Origin of the sequence: Leptotrichia sp. oral taxon 417 (genome assembly GCF_013394865.1) — a bacterium.
Taxonomy (GTDB): Bacteria; Fusobacteriota; Fusobacteriia; order Fusobacteriales; family Leptotrichiaceae; genus Leptotrichia; species Leptotrichia wadei_A.
The window spans coordinates 568882-587696 of the sequence record NZ_JABXYV010000001.1; the positions used below are offsets into that span (position 1 = coordinate 568882).

Here is an 18815-nt window from a genome sequence, read left to right on the forward strand (position 1 = left end):
AATTCCAAAACTGTGACTATTTTACTCAAATCCTAAGTTTATATGATTTTTAACAACAGACAGCAAGAAGTCTCCTTCTTCTACAAGTGGGAGTAGTTCACTATTGCGGCTTATGGTTTATATAATCAAAATAAATAAACCCATCATCTGTCACAACCATCTTCGTAATACTCCCATTATCCAGCTTAAATTTCCAATATCCATCTAAATTATTAAATAAATAATAACTAATTGCAGTTTGAATGACACCAGCATGAGCTACAATAAGAATTTTTTTATTTTGATATTTTTCTTTTATTTCATCAATTTTTTTTATAATTCGTTTTTGTAAATCATCAAGGCTTTCTCCTCCTTTTGTTCTAAAATATTTCCAATTATTTTTCATTTCATCAATATAATACGGAAATTCTTTTCTAATTTTATCATAACTTTTTCCTTCAATATCTCCAAAATTAAGTTCTCTTAACTCTTCTGAAAAATATTTTTTAATATTTTCATCAAGTTCAAGTAATTCAAGGCTTTGTCTACATCTTTTCAAGTCGCTTGAAAAAACTATGTCGATTTTTTCATTCATTTCTTCAAGTTTCTTTTTTGTATTTTTTAACTGATTAATTCCAGTTTCATTCAAACCTGGATTCAAATGTCCGTAATATAAATTTTGTTTATTATAATCTGTTTCGCCGTGGCGTATAAATAAAATTTCTGTCATTTTATTTTTTCCTTTCTTTATTTTTTATAGTTATTTGTAAAAGTCTAAATTTTCTAATAGTTATAATGCTTTTATAGTTCTAATTTTTATTATTTTTCTTCAGTGTTTTTGCAATGAAATTTTGATATTTTTAGAAAAAAACACTATATTTATTGAGTTTTTGTCTTATTATTTTTACAATTATCAATTATTTTTTTACTGTATTTTATCGTAAAACAATTCCTAAAAATAAAACTAGAATTGAAGTAAGTTCAAGGCAAGCTCCCATTGTATCGCCAGTTATTCCATCAATTTTTTTTCGTACATTTAACATAAAAATAATTATAAATATAAATGCAATGAATATAGTAATAATTCCTTTTATGTCAATTATATAAAAAACTAGAATAATTGATAGAGCAAGTGAAAAAATCGCTTCAAAGATGCCATTTTCAGAAATTATGGCATTACTCATTCCAGATTTTCGGGCATAGTTAGAAAGTCCAGCATTTACTGGGGTTGAAAGTCTGGCAATAATCGGAAAGATTATGAGATATTTGGGGTTTGTTGTGATTATTTCAGAGATTAGGACAGTTTTTGTGATAAAATATAAAATTAAAACAACCGCTCCATTTGTTCCGATTCTTGAGTCTTTCATAATTTCTAGCATTTTTTCTTTTTTTGCGTAGCTGAATAGTCCATCAAAAGTATCAGCAAGCCCATCAATATGGATTATTCCTACAATCAGGATTTCTAAAATTATTAAAAATATGGCAATTATTGTTTTGTTATAAAAAATATTTTTTAAATAGACTATAATTAAAAAATTTGCAAAATATAAAATTAAGCCGATGATTAAGCCGACTAAAGGGAAAAATTTTATTGATTTTCCAAATTTTTTTTCGCTGTAGCTGATTTTTAGCGGTATTGGGATTCGTGTCATAAATTGAATGAGAATGATAAATTGTTCAAAAAAATTTTTTATGTACTTCATAATATCTCCATTTTTATTTTTTAGATTTTTTTGTTTATTTTCGTAGTTATCAAATAGATTTATTTTATCATTTTTATATAAAAAAATCACGTTATTTTTGTTTTTTTGTAAAAAAATAGTGAAAAAAAATATTATGTTTTAAATCGCTTGTTTTTCTTTTTATAATATGTTATTCTATTGTCATCAAATAAAAAACAGAAGGAGTATTAAAATATGTGGTTTCCATTATTTGTAAATTTAAAAGATAAAAAAGTTTTGGTTATTGGCGGCGGAAAAGTTGCATTTAAAAAGATTAGCAAAATTATGGAATATGAGGCTGATATTACGGTTATTGCGGAAAATATTGCAGAAGAGAAGTTGCTGGAACTGGAAAACTTGAGAATAGAGAATAATAGAAAAATTGAAAATGATAAAGATGAGATTGAAAAACTTGTAAAAGAGTATTTTTTAGTTATTGCAGCTACGGATAATGAGGAATTGAATGAAAATGTGGCTGAAATTTGTGATTCTAAAGGAATACTGATTAATAATGTATCTTCAAAAACTAAGATGAATGTGATGTTTGGAGGAATTGTAAAAAATGATGAGTTTCAAATTGCAGTTTCTACGAGCGGGAAAAATTGCAGACGTTCACGTGCTATGAAAAGCGAGATTCAAAAGATTTTGGATAGAATTGAAAAATAAAAAAATAGATTGTTGAATAATCTGATTTTAAATTATAAATAGAGGAAATGAAAAAAGGTGAAGTAAAAATGTTTAAAAGACATAGAAAACTGAGAAAAAATGAAGTTATTAGAAATCTTGTAAAGAATGTCTATATTTCAAAGGATGATTTGATTTATCCGATTTTTGTTGAGGAAGGTGAAAATATTAAAAGTGAAATTCCATCGATGCCTGGAATTTTTAGATATTCAATTGATAGACTTTCGGAAGAATTGGATGAACTTGTAAAATTAGGAATAAATTCGATTTTGCTTTTTGGTATTCCTGAAAAAAAGGATGCTTGTGCTACGGAAGCATATAATGAAAATGGAATTATTCAAAATGCAGTTAGATTTATTAAGAAAAATTATGATAATTTTCTTGTGATTTGCGATATTTGCTGTTGTGAATACACGGATCACGGACATTGCGGGATACTTGATGAAAACGGCTGTGTTAAAAATGATGAAACTTTGGAAGTTTTGGGAAAAACGGCACTTTCTTATGCGAGGGCAGGAGTTGACATTGTGGCTCCATCGGATATGATGGATGGACGTGTGGAAAAAATTTCAGAAGTTTTGGCTCAAAATCATTTTGAAAATATTCCAATAATGGCATATTCTGTAAAATATTCATCTGCATTTTATGGACCTTTCAGAGATGCGGCAGATTCGGCGCCACAATTTGGCGATAGAAAGTCCTATCAGATGAACTTTCAATATTCAAAGGATGCAATAGATGAAGTTGCCGAAGATTTACGGCAAGGAGCGGATATTATAATTGTAAAGCCTGCGATGGCATATCTTGATGTAATAAAAAAAGTAAGTGATACTTTTGAAGTTCCAATTGTGGCTTACAGTGTTTCTGGGGAATATTCGATGGTAAAGGCTGCGGCTCAAAATGGCTGGATTGATGAAATGAAAATTGTGATAGAGCAAATGTATGCTATGAAACGGGCAGGAGCAGATGCGATTATTACTTATTATGCAAAGGAAGTTGCAAAATATATTCAAGATTTTTTAAAATGAAGGTAATAAAATAAAAAATAATTTATCAAATATATTATATAAAAAAATAAATAAAAATTTTATAAAGAAAGAGAAAAAAATATGAAAATAGTTATAGCGGGAGCTGGTGTTGTTGGAGAGTCGCTTTGCAGTGAACTTTCGGCAGAAGGAAATGATGTTATTCTAATTGAGAAGGTAGAGAAAATATTAAATAGACTTGTGGAAACTTATGATATAACAGGACTTGTTGGAAATGGGGCTTCTTATGAAACTTTGTTGGAAGCGGGGACAGATACGGCTGATATTTTTATTGCGGCAACAGAATCAGATGAGTTAAATATAATTTCTTCTATTATAGCAAAAAAACTTGGAACAAAATTTACAATAGCAAGAGTGAGAAATCCTGAATATAGTTCAAATATGCAGTTTGTAAGGGAAGGGCTTGGAATTTCGCTTATGATAAATCCTGAACAGGAAACTGCTAAAAGTATTGCAAATAAATTAATGTTTCCAGTCGCTTTAAGTGTAGAAAACTTTTTTGGTCAAAGAGCTGGATTTATTTCAATAAGAGTTCAAAAAGATAATTTTTTAAATGGAATGCAGTTAAAAGAACTCGAATTCAGTTCAAAGGATAAAGTGATTATTTGTACTGTAAGAAGAGGTGAAGATGTATTTATTCCAAGTGGAGATTTTACTATCTTAGAAGGGGATATTGTCCATATTGCAGGATCAAAGGAGGCAGTACATAAATTTTACGATAAAATTGAAAAAAGCAATTTAAAAATTGATTCTGCATTGCTTGTCGGCGGAGGAACAATTTCCCACTATTTGATTGGAAAATTGCTGGAAAATAGAATTAAGGTAAAAGTTATTGAAAATAACAAAGAACGGGCAGAAAAGCTGAGTGAGGCTTATCCTAAGGCGATTGTCATAAGAGGGGATGAAGCTGACCAGGAATTTTTAATGCAGGAAAGAATAAGTAATTATGATGCAACTGCAATTCTTACAGATAGTGATGAGGAAAATGCAGTAATTACAATGTTTGTAAATTCCATAACAAATTCTAAATTGATTACGAAAATGAGCAGAACATTACTGATTCCTATGCTTGAAAAAAATACAAGAACATCTGCAGTTGTGCCTAAAAAGGTTATTTCAGATATGATAATAAGCGTTGTAAGATCAAAGGCTAATATGCGTGGTTCTACAATGAGCTTCTTATACAGGCTTGAGAATCAAGTGGAATTCATTACATTTGAAATTAATGAAAATAGTAATGCTATTGATATTCCGCTAAAAGATCTAAAAATAAAAAAAGGAATATTGATTGCAAGCATATTGAGAAATGAAAAGATGATTTTCCCAGGAGGAAATGATGTAATAAAAAGTAGTGATAGTGTGATGATTGTTATAACAGCATCTTCCATCGAAGATTTTGATGATATTTTAGAATAAAATTTAATTTTGGAGAAATTTAAATATGCACTAATAATTGAACTGAATTAAAATTAAAAATTGGGAAATATTATTTTATAAACTCTTATTGTGCATATTGAATTTAAGGAGTAAAAATGAATAAAAAAATGATAGGTTTTATAACCGGAAAGATACTTATACTTGAAGCTGGATTAATGGTTTTGCCTTTGATTATAAGTTTTTTATATAATGAAAGCGCAAAGTATAAAATTGCCTATGGATCTGTAATTATTCTTCTTTTGGCAATTGGATTCCTGCTTTCAGCAAAAATTCCTGAAAATCAGCGGATTCAAGGAAGAGAAGGATATATAATCGTGTCGCTGTCTTGGATTCTGATGTCTATATTTGGGGCATTACCGTTTGTATTTACAAAGGAAATACCGTCGTTTGTTGATGCTTTTTTTGAAATTGTAAGTGGATTTACGACAACTGGATCAAGTATAATAACAGATCTTAGCAAAATCAGCCATTCTAATTTATTTTGGCGAAGTTTTACCCATTTTGTGGGTGGAATGGGAGTTCTGGTATTGGCACTTGCAATTTTTCCAAGTTCTGCAACATCGGTTCACGTAATGAAGGCTGAAGTTCCTGGACCGACATTTGGAAAATTAGTTTCAAAATTGTCAACAACTGCCAGAATGCTTTACAAAATTTACATTGTTATGACAATTGTTTTAATAATTTTACTAATGTTTGGAGGACTTGATTTATTTGAATCTTCGCTTCTGGCATTTGGTACAGCTGGAACGGGTGGATTTGGAGCAAGAAATGGAAGCATTTTACCGTATAATAGCCCTTACATTGAAGTGGTGCTTGGAATTGGAATGATAGTGTTTGGAGTAAACTTTAACATTTATTATTTTATTTTAATTGGAAAGATAAAAGATGTATTTAAAAATGAAGAATTAAAATATTATTTGTTAATTGTATTTGGAGCGATTGTCCTAATAGTTCTAAATATCTGCAAAAGTTATGATTCGATTTTACATTGTATAAGAGATGTATTTTTCTCGGTTTCGTCAGTTATTACGACAACAGGATATTCCACAGCTGATTTTGGAAAATGGCCATTATTTTCGCAAGTTATACTGTTAATTTTAATGTTTTTTGGAGCGTGTGCGGGATCTACGGCTGGAGGATTAAAAATATCAAGAGTCGTTTTAATGGTAAAAATCTATTTTGCAGAAATAATTCAAATGATAAGCCCAAATCGTGTAGTTACAATAAAATATGATGACAAGCCTGTAAATATGAAAATGCAAAAGAGCATTGCAGTATACTTTTTAGTTTATTCGTTAGTCTTTGGAGGAATATTGCTAATGGTTTCCTATTCTACAGATGACTTTATGACAGCTTTTAGTGCTGTAGCCGCTACATTTAACAATATTGGGCCTGGATTGGGAAAAGTTGGACCAGCATTTAGCTTTGCCGAATTAAGCAATTTTTCAAAAGTGATTTTAAGTTTTGGAATGTTGGCAGGAAGATTAGAAATTTTTCCAATGTTAATATTATTTTCGCCAACAACTTGGAAATTGAAATAGATAAAGTTAATTCATATTAGAATGCCTGAAAAACGAGCATATTTAAATAGGAAGTATAATTAATATATTGTGTAAAGCAAGGGGTTTTGGTGCCCCTTGTTAAGTAAAATAATTATTCTATTCTAGATTTGATCTTAATTATATATGCTTTTTATATAACTTTTAGAAAAATTTAAAAAAGTTATTGACAAATAATAACAATGTATGTTATACTAATTAAGTAGTTTACGGGTGGATGTCCGAACGGCTAAGGGACCGGTCTTGAAAACCGGCGAAATCGCAAGATGTCTGGGTTCGAATCCCAGTTCACCCGCCATTAAATAATTTTGGAGAAGTGGCAGAGAGGCCGAATGCGCTCCCCTGCTAAGGGAGTATCCGGGCTAAAACTTGGATCGAGGGTTCAAATCCCTCCTTCTCCGCCATTTTTTTTTAATAAAAGAATGGAAAAAATATACATGCATCTGTAGCTCAATTGGATAGAGCGTCTGACTACGGATCAGAAGGCTATGGGTTCAACTCCTGTCAGGTGCGCCATTTTATAAAAATAATACAGTATTTACATAGTTTGAAGAGATTTAAAAATACCTTTGGGGACATTTTGGGGACGTTTTTAAAACTCTTCATTTTTTTTGTAATAGAGTTTGATACTATTTCCCATTTAAATAGCAGATTTATTATAAATTACATGCTGTTTAGCAAGGGATCAAGACCTCTTATTAGAAAATGATATAAAATAATATTTTATTTAAATTACTTTGTTATTAAAATATTTAGATGAAAAAAATTGTAAGTACATATTGATTTTGAAAAAAAATAGGGTATACTATTAAAGTCTAAAATAGTATAATAGGTGATTGTAAAAGTAATAATATAAAAACTCAAAAAATACAGTATTTTAACCTGAAATATTAAAATTTTATATCAAAAATGTCAGAGAAAAATAGTAAGAATTACAAGTGTAAAAGTATTGTAATTATTGGAGATTTTAGACTTTTACAAATAACTTAAGCATAGGAGGGAATAAGTTGGCAACAATGAAAGCGGCGAGATGGCATAATAGAAAAGATGTAAGAGTAGAAGAAGTTGAAATTCCAGAAATAAGAAAGGAAAAACAAGTAAAAATTGCAGTAAAATATGCAGGAATTTGTGGAAGTGATTTACATGAATATCTAGGGGGACCGATTTTTATTCCTGCAAATGAACCGCATCCTTATACGGGAGAAAAAGCGCCAATTACAATGGGACATGAATTTTGTGGAGAAATTATAGAGATCGGAAGCGGAGTTACTAAATTCAAAGTTGGAGATAGAGTTACAGTTGAGCCTATTTTGGCAAAAAATGGATTAATTGGGAAATATAATTTGGATCCAAACTTGAATTTTGTTGGACTTGCAGGTGGAGGAGGAGGTTTTTCTGAATTTGTAGTTGTAAATGAGGATCAGGCTCATAAATTGCCAGATGAAATTGATTATGAACAAGGAGCATTAACTGAACCTGCGGCAGTGGCAGTTTATGCTGTCAGACAAAGTAAATTTAACACAGGAGATACAGCAGCGGTATTTGGATGCGGACCAATTGGGCTTCTTATTATTGATGCTTTAAGAGCTTCTGGAGCAACAGAAATTTATGCTGTGGAAGTTTCACCTGAAAGACAGGAAATCGCTAAAAAACTGGGAGCAATTATTGTAGATCCTGCAAAAGTAAATTCAGTTGAATTTATAAAAGAAAGAACAAATGGAGGAGTAAATGTTTCTTATGAAGTGACAGGAGTTCCTGCTGTATTGCAGCAGTCACTTGAAGCTGCGGAAAAAGATGGAGAGTTAATGGTTGTAAGCATCTGGGAAACAGAAGCATCAATTCAGCCTAATGAAGTGGTAATTCAAGAAAGAACAATAAAAGGAGTTATCGCATATCGTGATGTATTTCCTAAAACATTGGAATTAATGAAACAAGGATATTTCTCAAAAGATTTATTAGTGACAAAGAGAATTAAATTGGAAGATATTGTAAATGAAGGGTTTGAAGCATTAGTTAAAGAAAAAAGCCAAGTTAAGATTTTAGTATCTCCAAAATAATTTGATAATAATCTCAAATTATACTTAAATAAATAATGTTTAGCGGGAAATTTTATTTTCCTTGATATTGATAAAATTAATTTTTTATTTTTAAATATAGATTAATATTAGATAAATCTGCTTTTATTTTTTAGAATTTCTAAATTAGGGAAAGCAGATTTTTTTGTTTAAATAATAGAAATATTTTAAATTCCTATTTAATAGTAGCTTAAAATTTTCCTGTTATTAATAAATTGGATATAAGTTCTATTTTTTATATGATTTAGTAGACCTGTTCGATAACTATACAAACTTAGAATTTAATAAAATAAATATTTTGAAGCAAGGGGTCTTGACCCCTTGTATAGATAAAAAAACTTAGGTTATCGAACATATCTAGTATAAAAATATATAATTTTATTTTCTTTGACAATATATTTTTTTTGTAGTAAAATTTACGCATTGAAAAAAAATTTGATTATTTTTAGAAAAAATTTTAATTTGAGAGTTAGGAGGAAAAATGAGAAAGAGGACATTAGTTTTAGTGTCGCTAGTATTGACAATTTTAATATTTTTTACAGCTTGTGGAAAAAAAGAAGTGAAAAATCCAAATGCAAAGACAGGTAAAAAATATATTATTGCAGTAGATTTGATTTATCCGCCGTTTTCTTTTAAGGAGAACAATGTGGATAAGGGAATTGATGTGGATTTGATGAAGGCGGTGGCGAAAACTCAAGGATTTGAAGTGGAAATTCAGCCGATGGATTTTGGAGGAATTATTCCTGCGATGGAATCTGGACAAATTGATGGTGCGATTGCGGGAGCGAATATTACCGAGGAGAGAAAAAAGGTTGTTGATTTTTCTGATCCGTATTATGATACAGGAATTGTTGCGATAGTTCATAAAGATAATAATACGATAAAAACTGGAAAAGATTTAGTTGGAAAAAGACTTGCGGTTAAAAGTGGAACTGCGGGGGAAAGATATGTTCAAGAAAATTTGAAGGGAAAATCTGAAGTAAGAATTTATGATGATACAGTTTCAATGTTAAAGGCGGTTGAAAATAAACAGGCTGATGCGGGATTTGAAGATTTGCCAGTAGTTTTATATACTTTGAATCAAGATCCAGATACGCAGTTAAAAGTTGGAACTGGAAAGTTGACAAATGTTGGAAATGGATTTATGGTAAAAAAGGGGACTCACAAAGAGTTGCTGGAAGAGTTTAATAAAGGTTTGAAGACTTTAAGACAAAATGGCGAATATCAAAAAATTGTGGATAGATACACTAAAGGTGGAAAAACTGTGGAAAAAGGCGGAATTGCTGGAGTTATTGATTCCTACAAGGGAATTTTGACTGGTTACGGACTAAAATTTTTAAGAGGACTTGCAGTTACTATTTATATCACAGTTGTTTCGTTGTTTTTTGCAACATTGATTGGTTTAGGGATAGGATATTTAAATTTTGTACCAACAGATAAAAAAGGTTTTCACTCGAAAATGATAAAAATTTCGCAATTTTTAGGAAAAGAATATATTGATTTAATAAGAGGAACGCCACTTATGGTTCAGACAATATTCTTTTATTTCGGAGTTGTGCCATTACTTCCAAAACTTTTAAAACTGATATTTCATTTGAGCAGTGAGCCAGGAATGTTGTCTCCTGAAGTTTCTGGAATAATTATAATTGCATTAAATGCTGGAGCATTTTTAGCTGAAATTTTTAGAGGCGGAATACAGGCGATTGACAAAGGACAAATGGAAGCGGCTAGAAGTTTGGGGCTTTCTTTTAACAAGTCGATGACCAAAGTAATTTTGCCACAGGCTATTAAAAATATGATTCCTGCCATTTTAAATCAGTTTATAAGTTCACTAAAAGATACTTCCTTATTAGTTGTAATTGGAGTGGCAGATTTGATGAAAGAAGGGCAAGTTGCTTATAAAACTAATTTTAAAACATTTGAAACGATGCTTATAGTTGCGGCAATTTACTATATAGTAATTAAATTATTGTCTAAATTGTTCAAGAAAGTGGAGGATAAGTTAAAAGTATGATTAAAGTAGAAAATTTGAAAAAACAGTATGGAGATAATGTTGTTTTAAAAGATATAAGCCTTTATGTAGAAAAAGGGGAAGCGATAAGTGTGATTGGACCGTCAGGTTCGGGGAAAAGTACATTTTTAAGATGTATAAATGGGCTTGAAGAATTATCTGGCGGACATATTTGCGTGGACGAATTTGACCTTGCGGATAAAAATTTGAACATTGACAAATTTCGTGAAAAAGTTGGAATGGTTTTTCAAAATTTTAATTTATTTCCACATTTAACAGTTTTGCAAAATATAATTTTAGCTCCAGTAACGCTAAAAAAAGTGACAAAGCTAGAAGCTATAAAATTGGGAAAAGAACTGCTTGAAAAAGTTGGACTTTTAGACAAAGCTGATGTTTATCCATCAAGTTTGTCTGGTGGGCAAAAACAAAGAGTGGCAATTGCAAGAGCTCTCGCTATGAAACCGGAAGCATTACTGTTTGATGAGCCAACAAGTGCATTAGATCCTGAAATGGTTGGAGAAGTTTTGAAAGTTATGAAGGATTTGGCTAAAGAAGGAATGACAATGATTGTTGTGACGCATGAAATGGGATTTGCAAGGGAAGTTTGTGACAGAGTCATTTTTATGGCTGACGGTGAAATTGTGGAGCAGGGAAAACCTGAAGAAGTGTTTTTGAATCCAAAAAATGAGAGAACTCAGAATTTTTTAAAAGTGTTGTAAGAGCATGTTATTATATAAATATTAGTTTATTTTTTATTAATATTGCTTCTTAATCAATAAAGAAATTATTATGTGTTATTTTGGTAAAAAATTTTTCAAATATCAAACATAGTTTTCATTTTTATGTATTTTTGTATTGTTATAAAGTAATTAGAATATAATTTTTGTCATTTTAAATTAATATTATTATTAATTTTTTTTAAAAGAATAAAATAAATAAAGTTAATTATTGGTAAATCCAAAATAAAAATTATGAAAAGTTTGGGTACAATATTACTAAGTATTTTTTAAGAATAATAAATGGCAGATATATGTTAATATAACTTTTTTTAAGAAAATATAAAATAAAAAAATTAAATAGGAAAGGACATCTGAAATGGAACAGGGGAATAATAATAGGGTGAGAAATATTCTGATAGCAGTTTTAATTGTTTTAATAACAGGGACAATTTTTAGTATCGGATTCTATATTTTTTCTACTCAAAGTAAAATGGCGAGATTGGAAAAAGAAAGGGAACAAAAGCCAAATATAGTGCAAGATCCAAATATGATTTCAATAAAGTCGGTAAAACCAGAAGTTGCTAACAGTCAAAAAAAGGACTCATATAACAATACTCAAAGTAGACCGAAAACTATGTATGAAAAAGCAATGATAAATAGAATGGCATCAGTTGAAAATGAATTAAATAGTTATACGCCTGATAATACTTCTTCTTGTGATGAATATGTAGGCTATCGTGTATCTTTACATAATAAATGGGATAATGAATTAAATCAAATATATAAAATGTTAATGGCAAGCTATCCAGATTCACAAAAGAAATCCCTTAAAAATGAAGAAATAGCTTGGATAAAGGAACGGGAAAGAACAATAGATGGAATAAGAAGCGAGGCATCTGATGACTGTTCGGCAAATATAGAAATTGAGAACAGGGAAATTGATACGATAAAGGCTAGGGCAATAGAATTGGCAGAAAAATACGATAGATTGAATTAATGGAGTGATAGAGATGAAATTTTTTTGGAATTCAGATGAAAAAGGTAAATCGGAGAGGAAAAGAGAATCTGAAGAAAAGGATGAGTTAGAAAAAACAGACAATTCAGAAGAAGAAATGAAACTGGAAAATGAACCTGGACAGGCGGAAGAAATTAAAAGTGATGAAGTGGATAAACCTGTAGAAGAAAAAGTCGAAAAGGAAGAAAACGGAGAAGAATTAGAATCAGAAACTGCTGAACAAGAAGAAGCAGATAAGAACGATGATAGTAAAAATGATGAAAATAAATTAGAAAAGATTTTGAGAAACATTGAAGATATTGATGGAAAAGTTGAAGTGCTAAATGATTTATTTTTGAAAAAGATTCAAAGTATTGAATTTGAAAAAAAGACGACAGATAGACTTTACAAGGAACTTCAGGAATATAAAAATGATATGTATTTTCAGCTCATAAAACCTGTTGTGATGAGTTTGGTAAGTTTGAGAGAAAGTATGAAGAAAAATTTGAAGAGTTTTGGTGTGATGTCAGAAGAGGAAAAATCAGAAATACTTCAAAGTTATATTGAAGAAGTGGAAATTATCTTGGAAAACAATGATATAGAGATTTATGAAACTAATATAGAAAATGACAGTTATGTGGATGTAAAAAAACAAAAAATAATAAAGAAAATTGAAACACCTTATGAACAGCTGCATGGAAAAATAGAAAATGTTTTGAGCAGCGGTTATAAATATAAAGATAAAATTATTTCACCAGAAAAAGTTGAAGTAAATATTTATAAAAAACCAGAAGAAGATTTGAAGGGAGAATAAAATGTCAAAATATGTATTTGGAATTGATTTGGGAACAACTTATTCATGTATAGCTCGTGTAGATGATACTGCAAGGGCAGAAGTAATAAAAAATAATGAAGGTGAAAATATAACTCCTTCTGTAGTCGCTTTTGAAGGGGATAATGTAATTGTTGGAAATGATGCAAAGGCTGAAGCGGTTTTGAATCCAGACACAACTTCTATGTTGGTAAAAACATTGATGGGAAAAACGGACTTTGCAATTAGATATAATTATGAAGATAAGACACCAGAGGAAATATCATCATATATTTTGAGAAAATTAGCAAAAGATGCTTCAGAACAGCTAGGAGTGGAAGTTAAAGATGTAGTAATAACTTGTCCAGCCTATTTTGGTACAGCAGAACGAACAGCAACCAAAAATGCGGGAATAATAGCAGGATTAAATGTGTTGGAAATTATAAGTGAACCTACAGCAGCAGCATTGTATTACGGATGTGCAAAGGAGCAAAATGAAAAGACAATTTTGATATATGACCTTGGTGGAGGAACATTTGATGTTACAATTATGAGAATAAGTTCTGATAAAATTGAAGTTATTTGCTCAGATGGAGATCATGATTTAGGTGGAAGAAACTGGGATGAAGTTTTAATAAGATATTTGGCTAATCAATTTACAGAAAATGTTGGAGCTGAAGTTGAATTTGATGAATATGCAATACAAGATTTGAGATTAAAGGCTGAAAAGATGAAAAAACAGCTGACTTCAAAAAATCAAGCTAGTGATATGCTGGAAGTAAATGGGAAAAGATCAAAAATTTCTGTAACAAGAGAAAAATTTGATGAAATAACTTCTACATTGCTTTATGAAACTTTAAATAAAACGAAGGAAGCTATTGAGGTGGCTAAAAATAAAGGATACCAAAAAATTGATGAAATACTTTTAGTTGGTGGTTCTACAAGAATGCCGCAAGTAAAAAGCATGTTGACAGAAAACTTTAAAGAATCTGAAATAAAAATTCTTGAGCCAGATGAAGCTGTGGCTAAAGGAGCTGCTATTCATGCTGTAAATGTTTATGTAAATAATCAAAAGAGTCTTGCAGGACAAGATTTTAATTCTAATGAAGAAGTAAAAGTATCGGTTAATGGAGATGAAAAGGAATTAAATGCAAGCGATTATAAGGAAGATTTGTCAGTATCGCCTGAGATGATGAGCATTGGCGGAGCTGCCAGACAAATTGTAATAGCTACAACAAAAAGTTTTGCATTAAAGATAATTCATAATAATGAAGAAAAATGTTATAATATGATAGTAAAAAATGAGCCTATGAATAATGGATTTGTAACTGTTTCTCAAATTTTTGGAACTAATGTCAATAATCAGAGTACAGCAAATATAGAGATTTATGAAAATGATTATATGGATGAATATTTTAATGTTGATGATGATTTAAAAATTGGGGAAGCAGTATTAGAACTTCCTGCAGGACTTTCACAAGGGGCACCGGTTGAAGTTACTCTGAAATTAAATAAAGAAGGAATCTTGGATGTTAAGGGAGTAGACAAAACTGGAAATAGAGAAGTAAATGTAAGAATGGAAACAAAAGGTGTAATGTCAGAAGAAGAATTGGAAAAAATAAAACGACGTTCACAAGGAATAGTAGTTCTATAAGTTCCAGTTAATTAATGGCTTATTCAATAATTTTATAATTTTAAAAAATTTGGTAAAGGGTCTTTTGTTTCTGAAAATAGAAGTAGTTTTTGAATATTATTAAAAAAAATATTCAATAATCAGAATCTTTTTATAAAAGTTCAATACTCCCTTGCTTTAGAAAATTTTTTGATAAACTTTAAATATATAGTTTTTGAATAAGTTAAATTTATAAGTTACAACTAAACGTAATTAAAATTACTCAAATTTCTTTTATTAATTCTGTTTTATATTTTTTGAAAAATTATAAATGTAATTTAGAGAAGTTTGAGTATATTTTAATTGGGAAAAATATTTTCAAGAAATCATGGGAGAAAAGAAATGGCAGATAGAAATAGAATTGAATATAACTGGTATGAAATACTTGGCTTGGAGTATTATCCGGTTCCTGAAGAGAATGAGGAGAAAATAAAGGCTAAAATAGAAGAAAAAAGAAAAGAATGGCTAAGAAAAGAAACAGATCCGTTAAATGGTACAAAATATAAGAATTATGGTGAACTTTTAAAACATGGTGTTATAGAAAGCGAGATGCTTAATAGCGCAAAAAGAAAAGAATTGATCAGAGATGCGCAAAATAAGCTGTTTGAGCCAATAGATAAATTTTTGAAGTATTTTGAAGGAAGTATAATTACGTCGCAAAAGATAAAAGAGATAGCTGAAAAGACTAAAAGAAAAGAAAATTTGATTAAAAAGCGAATTGAAGAAAATGGTAAAATAGAATTGTATGATGAAAAAATTTATAAAAACTATTGCGAATATATTAACAGAAAATATGAATTTTTAACAGTTGAGCAAAATTTAAAAATACTGGATAAGAAAGATTTATATGAGTTTTTAAATTCTGAAAATATAAATGTGAATAGGTTGGATGCAAGAGGAATTATTGAGAATATCAAAGAAAAGAGAAAAGATTTGATTAAATCTGATAATGAAACTTCTGCCAAGAAAAAATTATTTACTGAATGTGAAAAGATATTTGGAGATGTAGAAAAAAGGAAAGAATACGATGAATATTTGAAATATTTAAAATATATAAATGTAAAAAAGGAACTGGAAGAAATAAAAACTATCTATGAAGTTACTGATAAACAAGTATCGAATAAGGAAAATGATAATTTTAATAATATAAAAAATATATTGAATAGTGAAAAGGAAGCTAAAAATATATTTATGGGATTTTGTGAAGCAAATAAGATACCTTATAATATCTCAAATAGTTCAAATGATACAAATAGACCGCAAAATACATATAAAAATGATAATAATGAATTAAAAAAATTAAGTGAAGCTGCTTGTGAAAGGGCTTTGAATGCCATAGAGAATTTTAGATTTAATGAAGCTGTAAAATGTTTGAATGAGGCAAGGAATTATTGGCCAGGAAATCCACGGATAGAGATGATAAGAAAAAGAATGAATGAAAAAGCTGGAGCAAATTCTAATAATAATTACGGTAATAATAGTCAAAACAGAAATAATAACAGTAATAATTATTACAACAGTCAAAATGGAAATGCTGCTACTAATGGCAATAGCGGGACTAATGTTATATTAATAGTTATCGGAGTAATACTTTTTATAATAATGGCAGTTATGATATTTTTAACAGCGAAAAATTTATCACCAAATTTTTCTAATAATAATCATCCATTAAAAAGAACAACTCAGGATGCAAATAATTTTTCAGACGGGCCTGATTCAACTCCAGAAACAACTTACGAAAATACACAGCCTGTAGATCCTGATCACGAAACAAAAAATGGATATACTTATTTAAAGGATGATGGAAAAGGTTCAACATTTTCAAAAAGAGATCTTGGATATGAAGAAGGAATGATGGGTGTAAGTGATAGCTCATCTGCTTATGAAAATATTAAAACAGAATATTGCAATGCAGTAAATGAAATTGTAAAAGTAGATGATGGAATTGTTCCAGGAACAAATACTCCATTTAGACAGGCTACATACACAGAAGTTGACGATGCATACAAGGAATATTTACAGAAAATAGCACAAATGAGACAAGTCGTTTTCTTGTTAAATAATAGGAATGACAGTGTGATAGAGCCGGAATCTGGATGCTTTTATAAAGGAACTCGTTGGAATACGGCAAATTCCAAGTACAAGGCAAGAGAATTTGAGAGAAAGGAAATAGATGATTATTATAATAATTATGGGAATTAATATTAAATGAAAGTGTTCGTAATTTTATTTGAATAGATAGTATTTAAAGAAATTTGAGTATACTTTAATTAGAAAAAATATTTTAGATAAATATTTAGTAATAAATTAAAGGAGAAAAAGAGATGGCAGACAGAAATAAAATTGAATACAACTGGTATGAAATACTGGAACTGGAATATTATCCAGCTGCTGAAGAAAATGAGGAGAAAATAAAAGTTAGAATAGAGGAAAAAAGGAAGGAATGGTTAAGAAAAGAAACTGATCCGTTAAATGGTACAAAATATAAAAATTATGGTGAACTTTTGAAACATGGTATTATAGAAAGCGAGATGCTTAATAGCGCAAAGAGAAAAGAATTGATTAAAGATGCGCAAAATAAGCTGTTTGAGCCAATAGATAAATTTTTGAGATTTTTTGAGGGAAGTATAATTACATCAGAAAAAATACAAGAGATAGCAGCTAGGATTAAAAGAAAAGAAGATTTGATTAAAAAACGAATCGAAGAAAATGGCAAGATAGAATTGTATGATGAAAAAATATACAAAAATTATTGTGAATGTATTAATAGAAAATATGAATTTTTAACAGTTGAGCAAAATTTGAAAATATTGGATAAGAAGAATTTGTATGAGTTTCTTGATTCTGAAAATATAAATGCTGGAAGATTGGATACAAGAGGAATTATTGGGGCTATTAAAGAAAAAAGAAAAAAATTAATAAAATCTGATAATGAAACTTCGGCTAAGAAAAAGTTATTTACTGAATGTGAAAAGATATTTGGAAACGGTGCTAAAAGGAATGAATATGATGAATATCTTAAATATTTGAAATATATAGAAGTAAAAAAAGAATTGGAAGAAATAAAGTCTATTTATGAAATAACTGATAAGCAAATTTCAACTGAGAAGAGTGACAATTTTAATAATATAAAAAATATACTGAGCAGTGAAAAGGAAGCTAAAAATGTATTTATAGGATTTTGTGAAGCAAATAAAATATCTTATAATATTACAAACAGTTCAAGTGGATCACAAAAAGCGCATGAAAATGATAATAATGATGCGAAAAGATTAAGTGAAGCTGCTTGTGACAGGGCTTTAAATGCTATAGAAAACTTTAGATTTAATGAGGCTGTAAAATATTTGGATGAGGCAAGGAATTATTGGCCAGGAAATCCACGGATAGAGATGCTAAGAAAAAGAATGAATGAAAAAGCTGGAGCAAATTCTAATAATAATAATTACGGTAATAATAGTCAAAACAGAAATAATAGCGGTAATAATTATTATAATAGTCAAAACGGAAATACTGCTACTAATAGTGATAGCGGGATTAATGTTATATTAATAGTTATTGGAGTAATACTTTTTATAATAATGGCAGTTATGGTATCTTTGACAGTGAAAAATTTATCAGGAAAAATTTATGGTGATCATGAAACAATAAATGGATATACATATTTAAAGGATGATTCAAAAACTTCAACTTTTGAAGATACTACCACTCCATGGTTAGATAAACTTTATGTAGATGGAGTGAATTTTTATAGTAATCCTGAAGTGAATAATGCTTATAAAGATTATTGCAGTTTGGTTAATGAAATAGAGAAAGTCGATAGAGGGATAATGCCAGGAACTGATAAAAGTTTTAGAGAGGTAACTTATACAGAAGTTGATGATGCATATAAATATTACTTAAAAGAAATTAGTCAAATTAGACAAATTTTTGATCTTTATAATGGGAATGATGATGATTTGGAAATGAATGCAGGATGTAATTATAGAGGAACGAAATGGAATACTAATAATAATAAATATAAAGCTGCTAGTTTTAAATCTAATGAAATAACAGAAAGATGGAATCACTATGCAGGAACAATTTAAAATTAATTGGGAAAAGTAAGAA

At 29.4% G+C, this 18815-nt stretch carries 14 protein-coding genes and 3 tRNA genes; 15 read left to right on the forward strand and 2 right to left on the reverse strand.

What is annotated here, in order from left to right; translation table 11 throughout:
- Window positions 1-100 precede the first annotated feature (100 nt).
- Window positions 101-709, reverse strand: a complete 609-nt coding sequence (locus tag HW276_RS02815) for a histidine phosphatase family protein (protein WP_178937335.1) — start codon at window positions 707-709, stop codon at window positions 101-103.
- Between the two features lie 205 nt (window positions 710-914).
- Window positions 915-1682: an adenosylcobinamide-GDP ribazoletransferase gene (gene cobS / locus HW276_RS02820; RefSeq protein ID WP_178937336.1), complete on the reverse strand. Its 768-nt coding sequence runs from the start codon at window positions 1680-1682 to the stop codon at window positions 915-917.
- 213 nt (window positions 1683-1895) lie between these two features.
- On the opposite strand from cobS, the gene HW276_RS02825 reads away from it, so the two are divergent.
- From HW276_RS02825 to HW276_RS02895, 15 genes are all read left to right on the forward strand, one after another.
- Window positions 1896-2366, forward strand: a complete 471-nt coding sequence (locus HW276_RS02825; RefSeq protein WP_178937337.1) for a bifunctional precorrin-2 dehydrogenase/sirohydrochlorin ferrochelatase — start codon at window positions 1896-1898, stop codon at window positions 2364-2366.
- A gap of 68 nt (window positions 2367-2434) precedes the next feature.
- Window positions 2435-3412 (forward strand): porphobilinogen synthase, encoded by a 978-nt coding sequence (hemB, locus tag HW276_RS02830; protein WP_178938509.1) that lies wholly within the window; start codon window positions 2435-2437, stop codon window positions 3410-3412.
- Between the two features lie 81 nt (window positions 3413-3493).
- Window positions 3494-4846 (forward strand): Trk system potassium transporter TrkA, encoded by a 1353-nt coding sequence (gene trkA, locus HW276_RS02835; RefSeq protein WP_178937338.1) that lies wholly within the window; start codon window positions 3494-3496, stop codon window positions 4844-4846.
- Window positions 4847-4962: 116 nt separating this feature from the next.
- Complete coding sequence (locus tag HW276_RS02840; RefSeq protein ID WP_178937339.1) at window positions 4963-6408, forward strand: TrkH family potassium uptake protein; 1446 nt, start codon at window positions 4963-4965, stop codon at window positions 6406-6408.
- Between the two features lie 229 nt (window positions 6409-6637).
- Window positions 6638-6724, forward strand: a tRNA-Ser gene (locus HW276_RS02845).
- Window positions 6725-6736: 12 nt separating this feature from the next.
- A tRNA-Ser gene (locus HW276_RS02850) sits at window positions 6737-6830 on the forward strand.
- Between the two features lie 35 nt (window positions 6831-6865).
- Window positions 6866-6942, forward strand: a tRNA-Arg gene (locus tag HW276_RS02855).
- 500 nt (window positions 6943-7442) lie between these two features.
- A complete protein-coding gene (locus tag HW276_RS02860) occupies window positions 7443-8483 on the forward strand; it encodes a 2,3-butanediol dehydrogenase (RefSeq protein ID WP_026231251.1) in 1041 nt (346 codons plus the stop codon).
- A 499-nt stretch (window positions 8484-8982) separates the two neighbouring features.
- Window positions 8983-10515: an ABC transporter substrate-binding protein/permease gene (locus HW276_RS11715; RefSeq protein ID WP_178937340.1), complete on the forward strand. Its 1533-nt coding sequence runs from the start codon at window positions 8983-8985 to the stop codon at window positions 10513-10515.
- Entirely contained in the window at window positions 10512-11231 is a 720-nt protein-coding gene (locus HW276_RS02870) for an amino acid ABC transporter ATP-binding protein (protein ID WP_178937341.1), read from the forward strand. The genes HW276_RS11715 and HW276_RS02870 overlap by 4 nt, the downstream gene beginning before the upstream one ends.
- Before the next feature lie 400 nt (window positions 11232-11631).
- Window positions 11632-12228 carry a lysozyme inhibitor LprI family protein gene (locus tag HW276_RS11960; RefSeq protein ID WP_178937342.1) on the forward strand — a complete coding sequence of 199 codons (597 nt, stop codon included), beginning with the start codon at window positions 11632-11634 and terminating at the stop codon, window positions 12226-12228.
- Between the two features lie 13 nt (window positions 12229-12241).
- Complete coding sequence (locus HW276_RS02880; protein ID WP_178937343.1) at window positions 12242-13039, forward strand: hypothetical protein; 798 nt, start codon at window positions 12242-12244, stop codon at window positions 13037-13039.
- 1 nt (window position 13040) lies between these two features.
- Window positions 13041-14690: an Hsp70 family protein gene (locus HW276_RS02885; RefSeq protein WP_178937344.1), complete on the forward strand. Its 1650-nt coding sequence runs from the start codon at window positions 13041-13043 to the stop codon at window positions 14688-14690.
- 360 nt (window positions 14691-15050) lie between these two features.
- Window positions 15051-16910, forward strand: coding sequence for a hypothetical protein (locus HW276_RS02890; RefSeq protein WP_178937345.1), 1860 nt, complete (start codon window positions 15051-15053; stop codon window positions 16908-16910).
- Between the two features lie 122 nt (window positions 16911-17032).
- Window positions 17033-18793, forward strand: coding sequence for a hypothetical protein (locus tag HW276_RS02895; protein ID WP_178937346.1), 1761 nt, complete (start codon window positions 17033-17035; stop codon window positions 18791-18793).
- The last annotated feature ends 22 nt before the right edge of the window (window positions 18794-18815 follow it).

Excerpts from the sequence above, each read along its gene's own strand:
- HW276_RS02815 (WP_178937335.1), bottom strand. The coding sequence starts at position 709 with ATGACAGAAATTTTATTTATACGCCACGGCGAAACAGATTATAATAAA.
- cobS (WP_178937336.1), bottom strand. The coding sequence starts at position 1,682 with ATGAAGTACATAAAAAATTTTTTTGAACAATTTATCATTCTCATTCAA.
- HW276_RS02825 (WP_178937337.1), top strand. The coding sequence starts at position 1,896 with ATGTGGTTTCCATTATTTGTAAATTTAAAAGATAAAAAAGTTTTGGTT.
- hemB (WP_178938509.1), top strand. The coding sequence starts at position 2,435 with ATGTTTAAAAGACATAGAAAACTGAGAAAAAATGAAGTTATTAGAAAT.
- trkA (WP_178937338.1), top strand. The coding sequence starts at position 3,494 with ATGAAAATAGTTATAGCGGGAGCTGGTGTTGTTGGAGAGTCGCTTTGC.
- HW276_RS02840 (WP_178937339.1), top strand. The coding sequence starts at position 4,963 with ATGAATAAAAAAATGATAGGTTTTATAACCGGAAAGATACTTATACTT.
- HW276_RS02860 (WP_026231251.1), top strand. The coding sequence starts at position 7,443 with ATGAAAGCGGCGAGATGGCATAATAGAAAAGATGTAAGAGTAGAAGAA.
- HW276_RS11715 (WP_178937340.1), top strand. The coding sequence starts at position 8,983 with ATGAGAAAGAGGACATTAGTTTTAGTGTCGCTAGTATTGACAATTTTA.
- HW276_RS02870 (WP_178937341.1), top strand. The coding sequence starts at position 10,512 with ATGATTAAAGTAGAAAATTTGAAAAAACAGTATGGAGATAATGTTGTT.
- HW276_RS02880 (WP_178937343.1), top strand. The coding sequence starts at position 12,242 with ATGAAATTTTTTTGGAATTCAGATGAAAAAGGTAAATCGGAGAGGAAA.
- HW276_RS02885 (WP_178937344.1), top strand. The coding sequence starts at position 13,041 with ATGTCAAAATATGTATTTGGAATTGATTTGGGAACAACTTATTCATGT.
- HW276_RS02890 (WP_178937345.1), top strand. The coding sequence starts at position 15,051 with ATGGCAGATAGAAATAGAATTGAATATAACTGGTATGAAATACTTGGC.
- HW276_RS02895 (WP_178937346.1), top strand. The coding sequence starts at position 17,033 with ATGGCAGACAGAAATAAAATTGAATACAACTGGTATGAAATACTGGAA.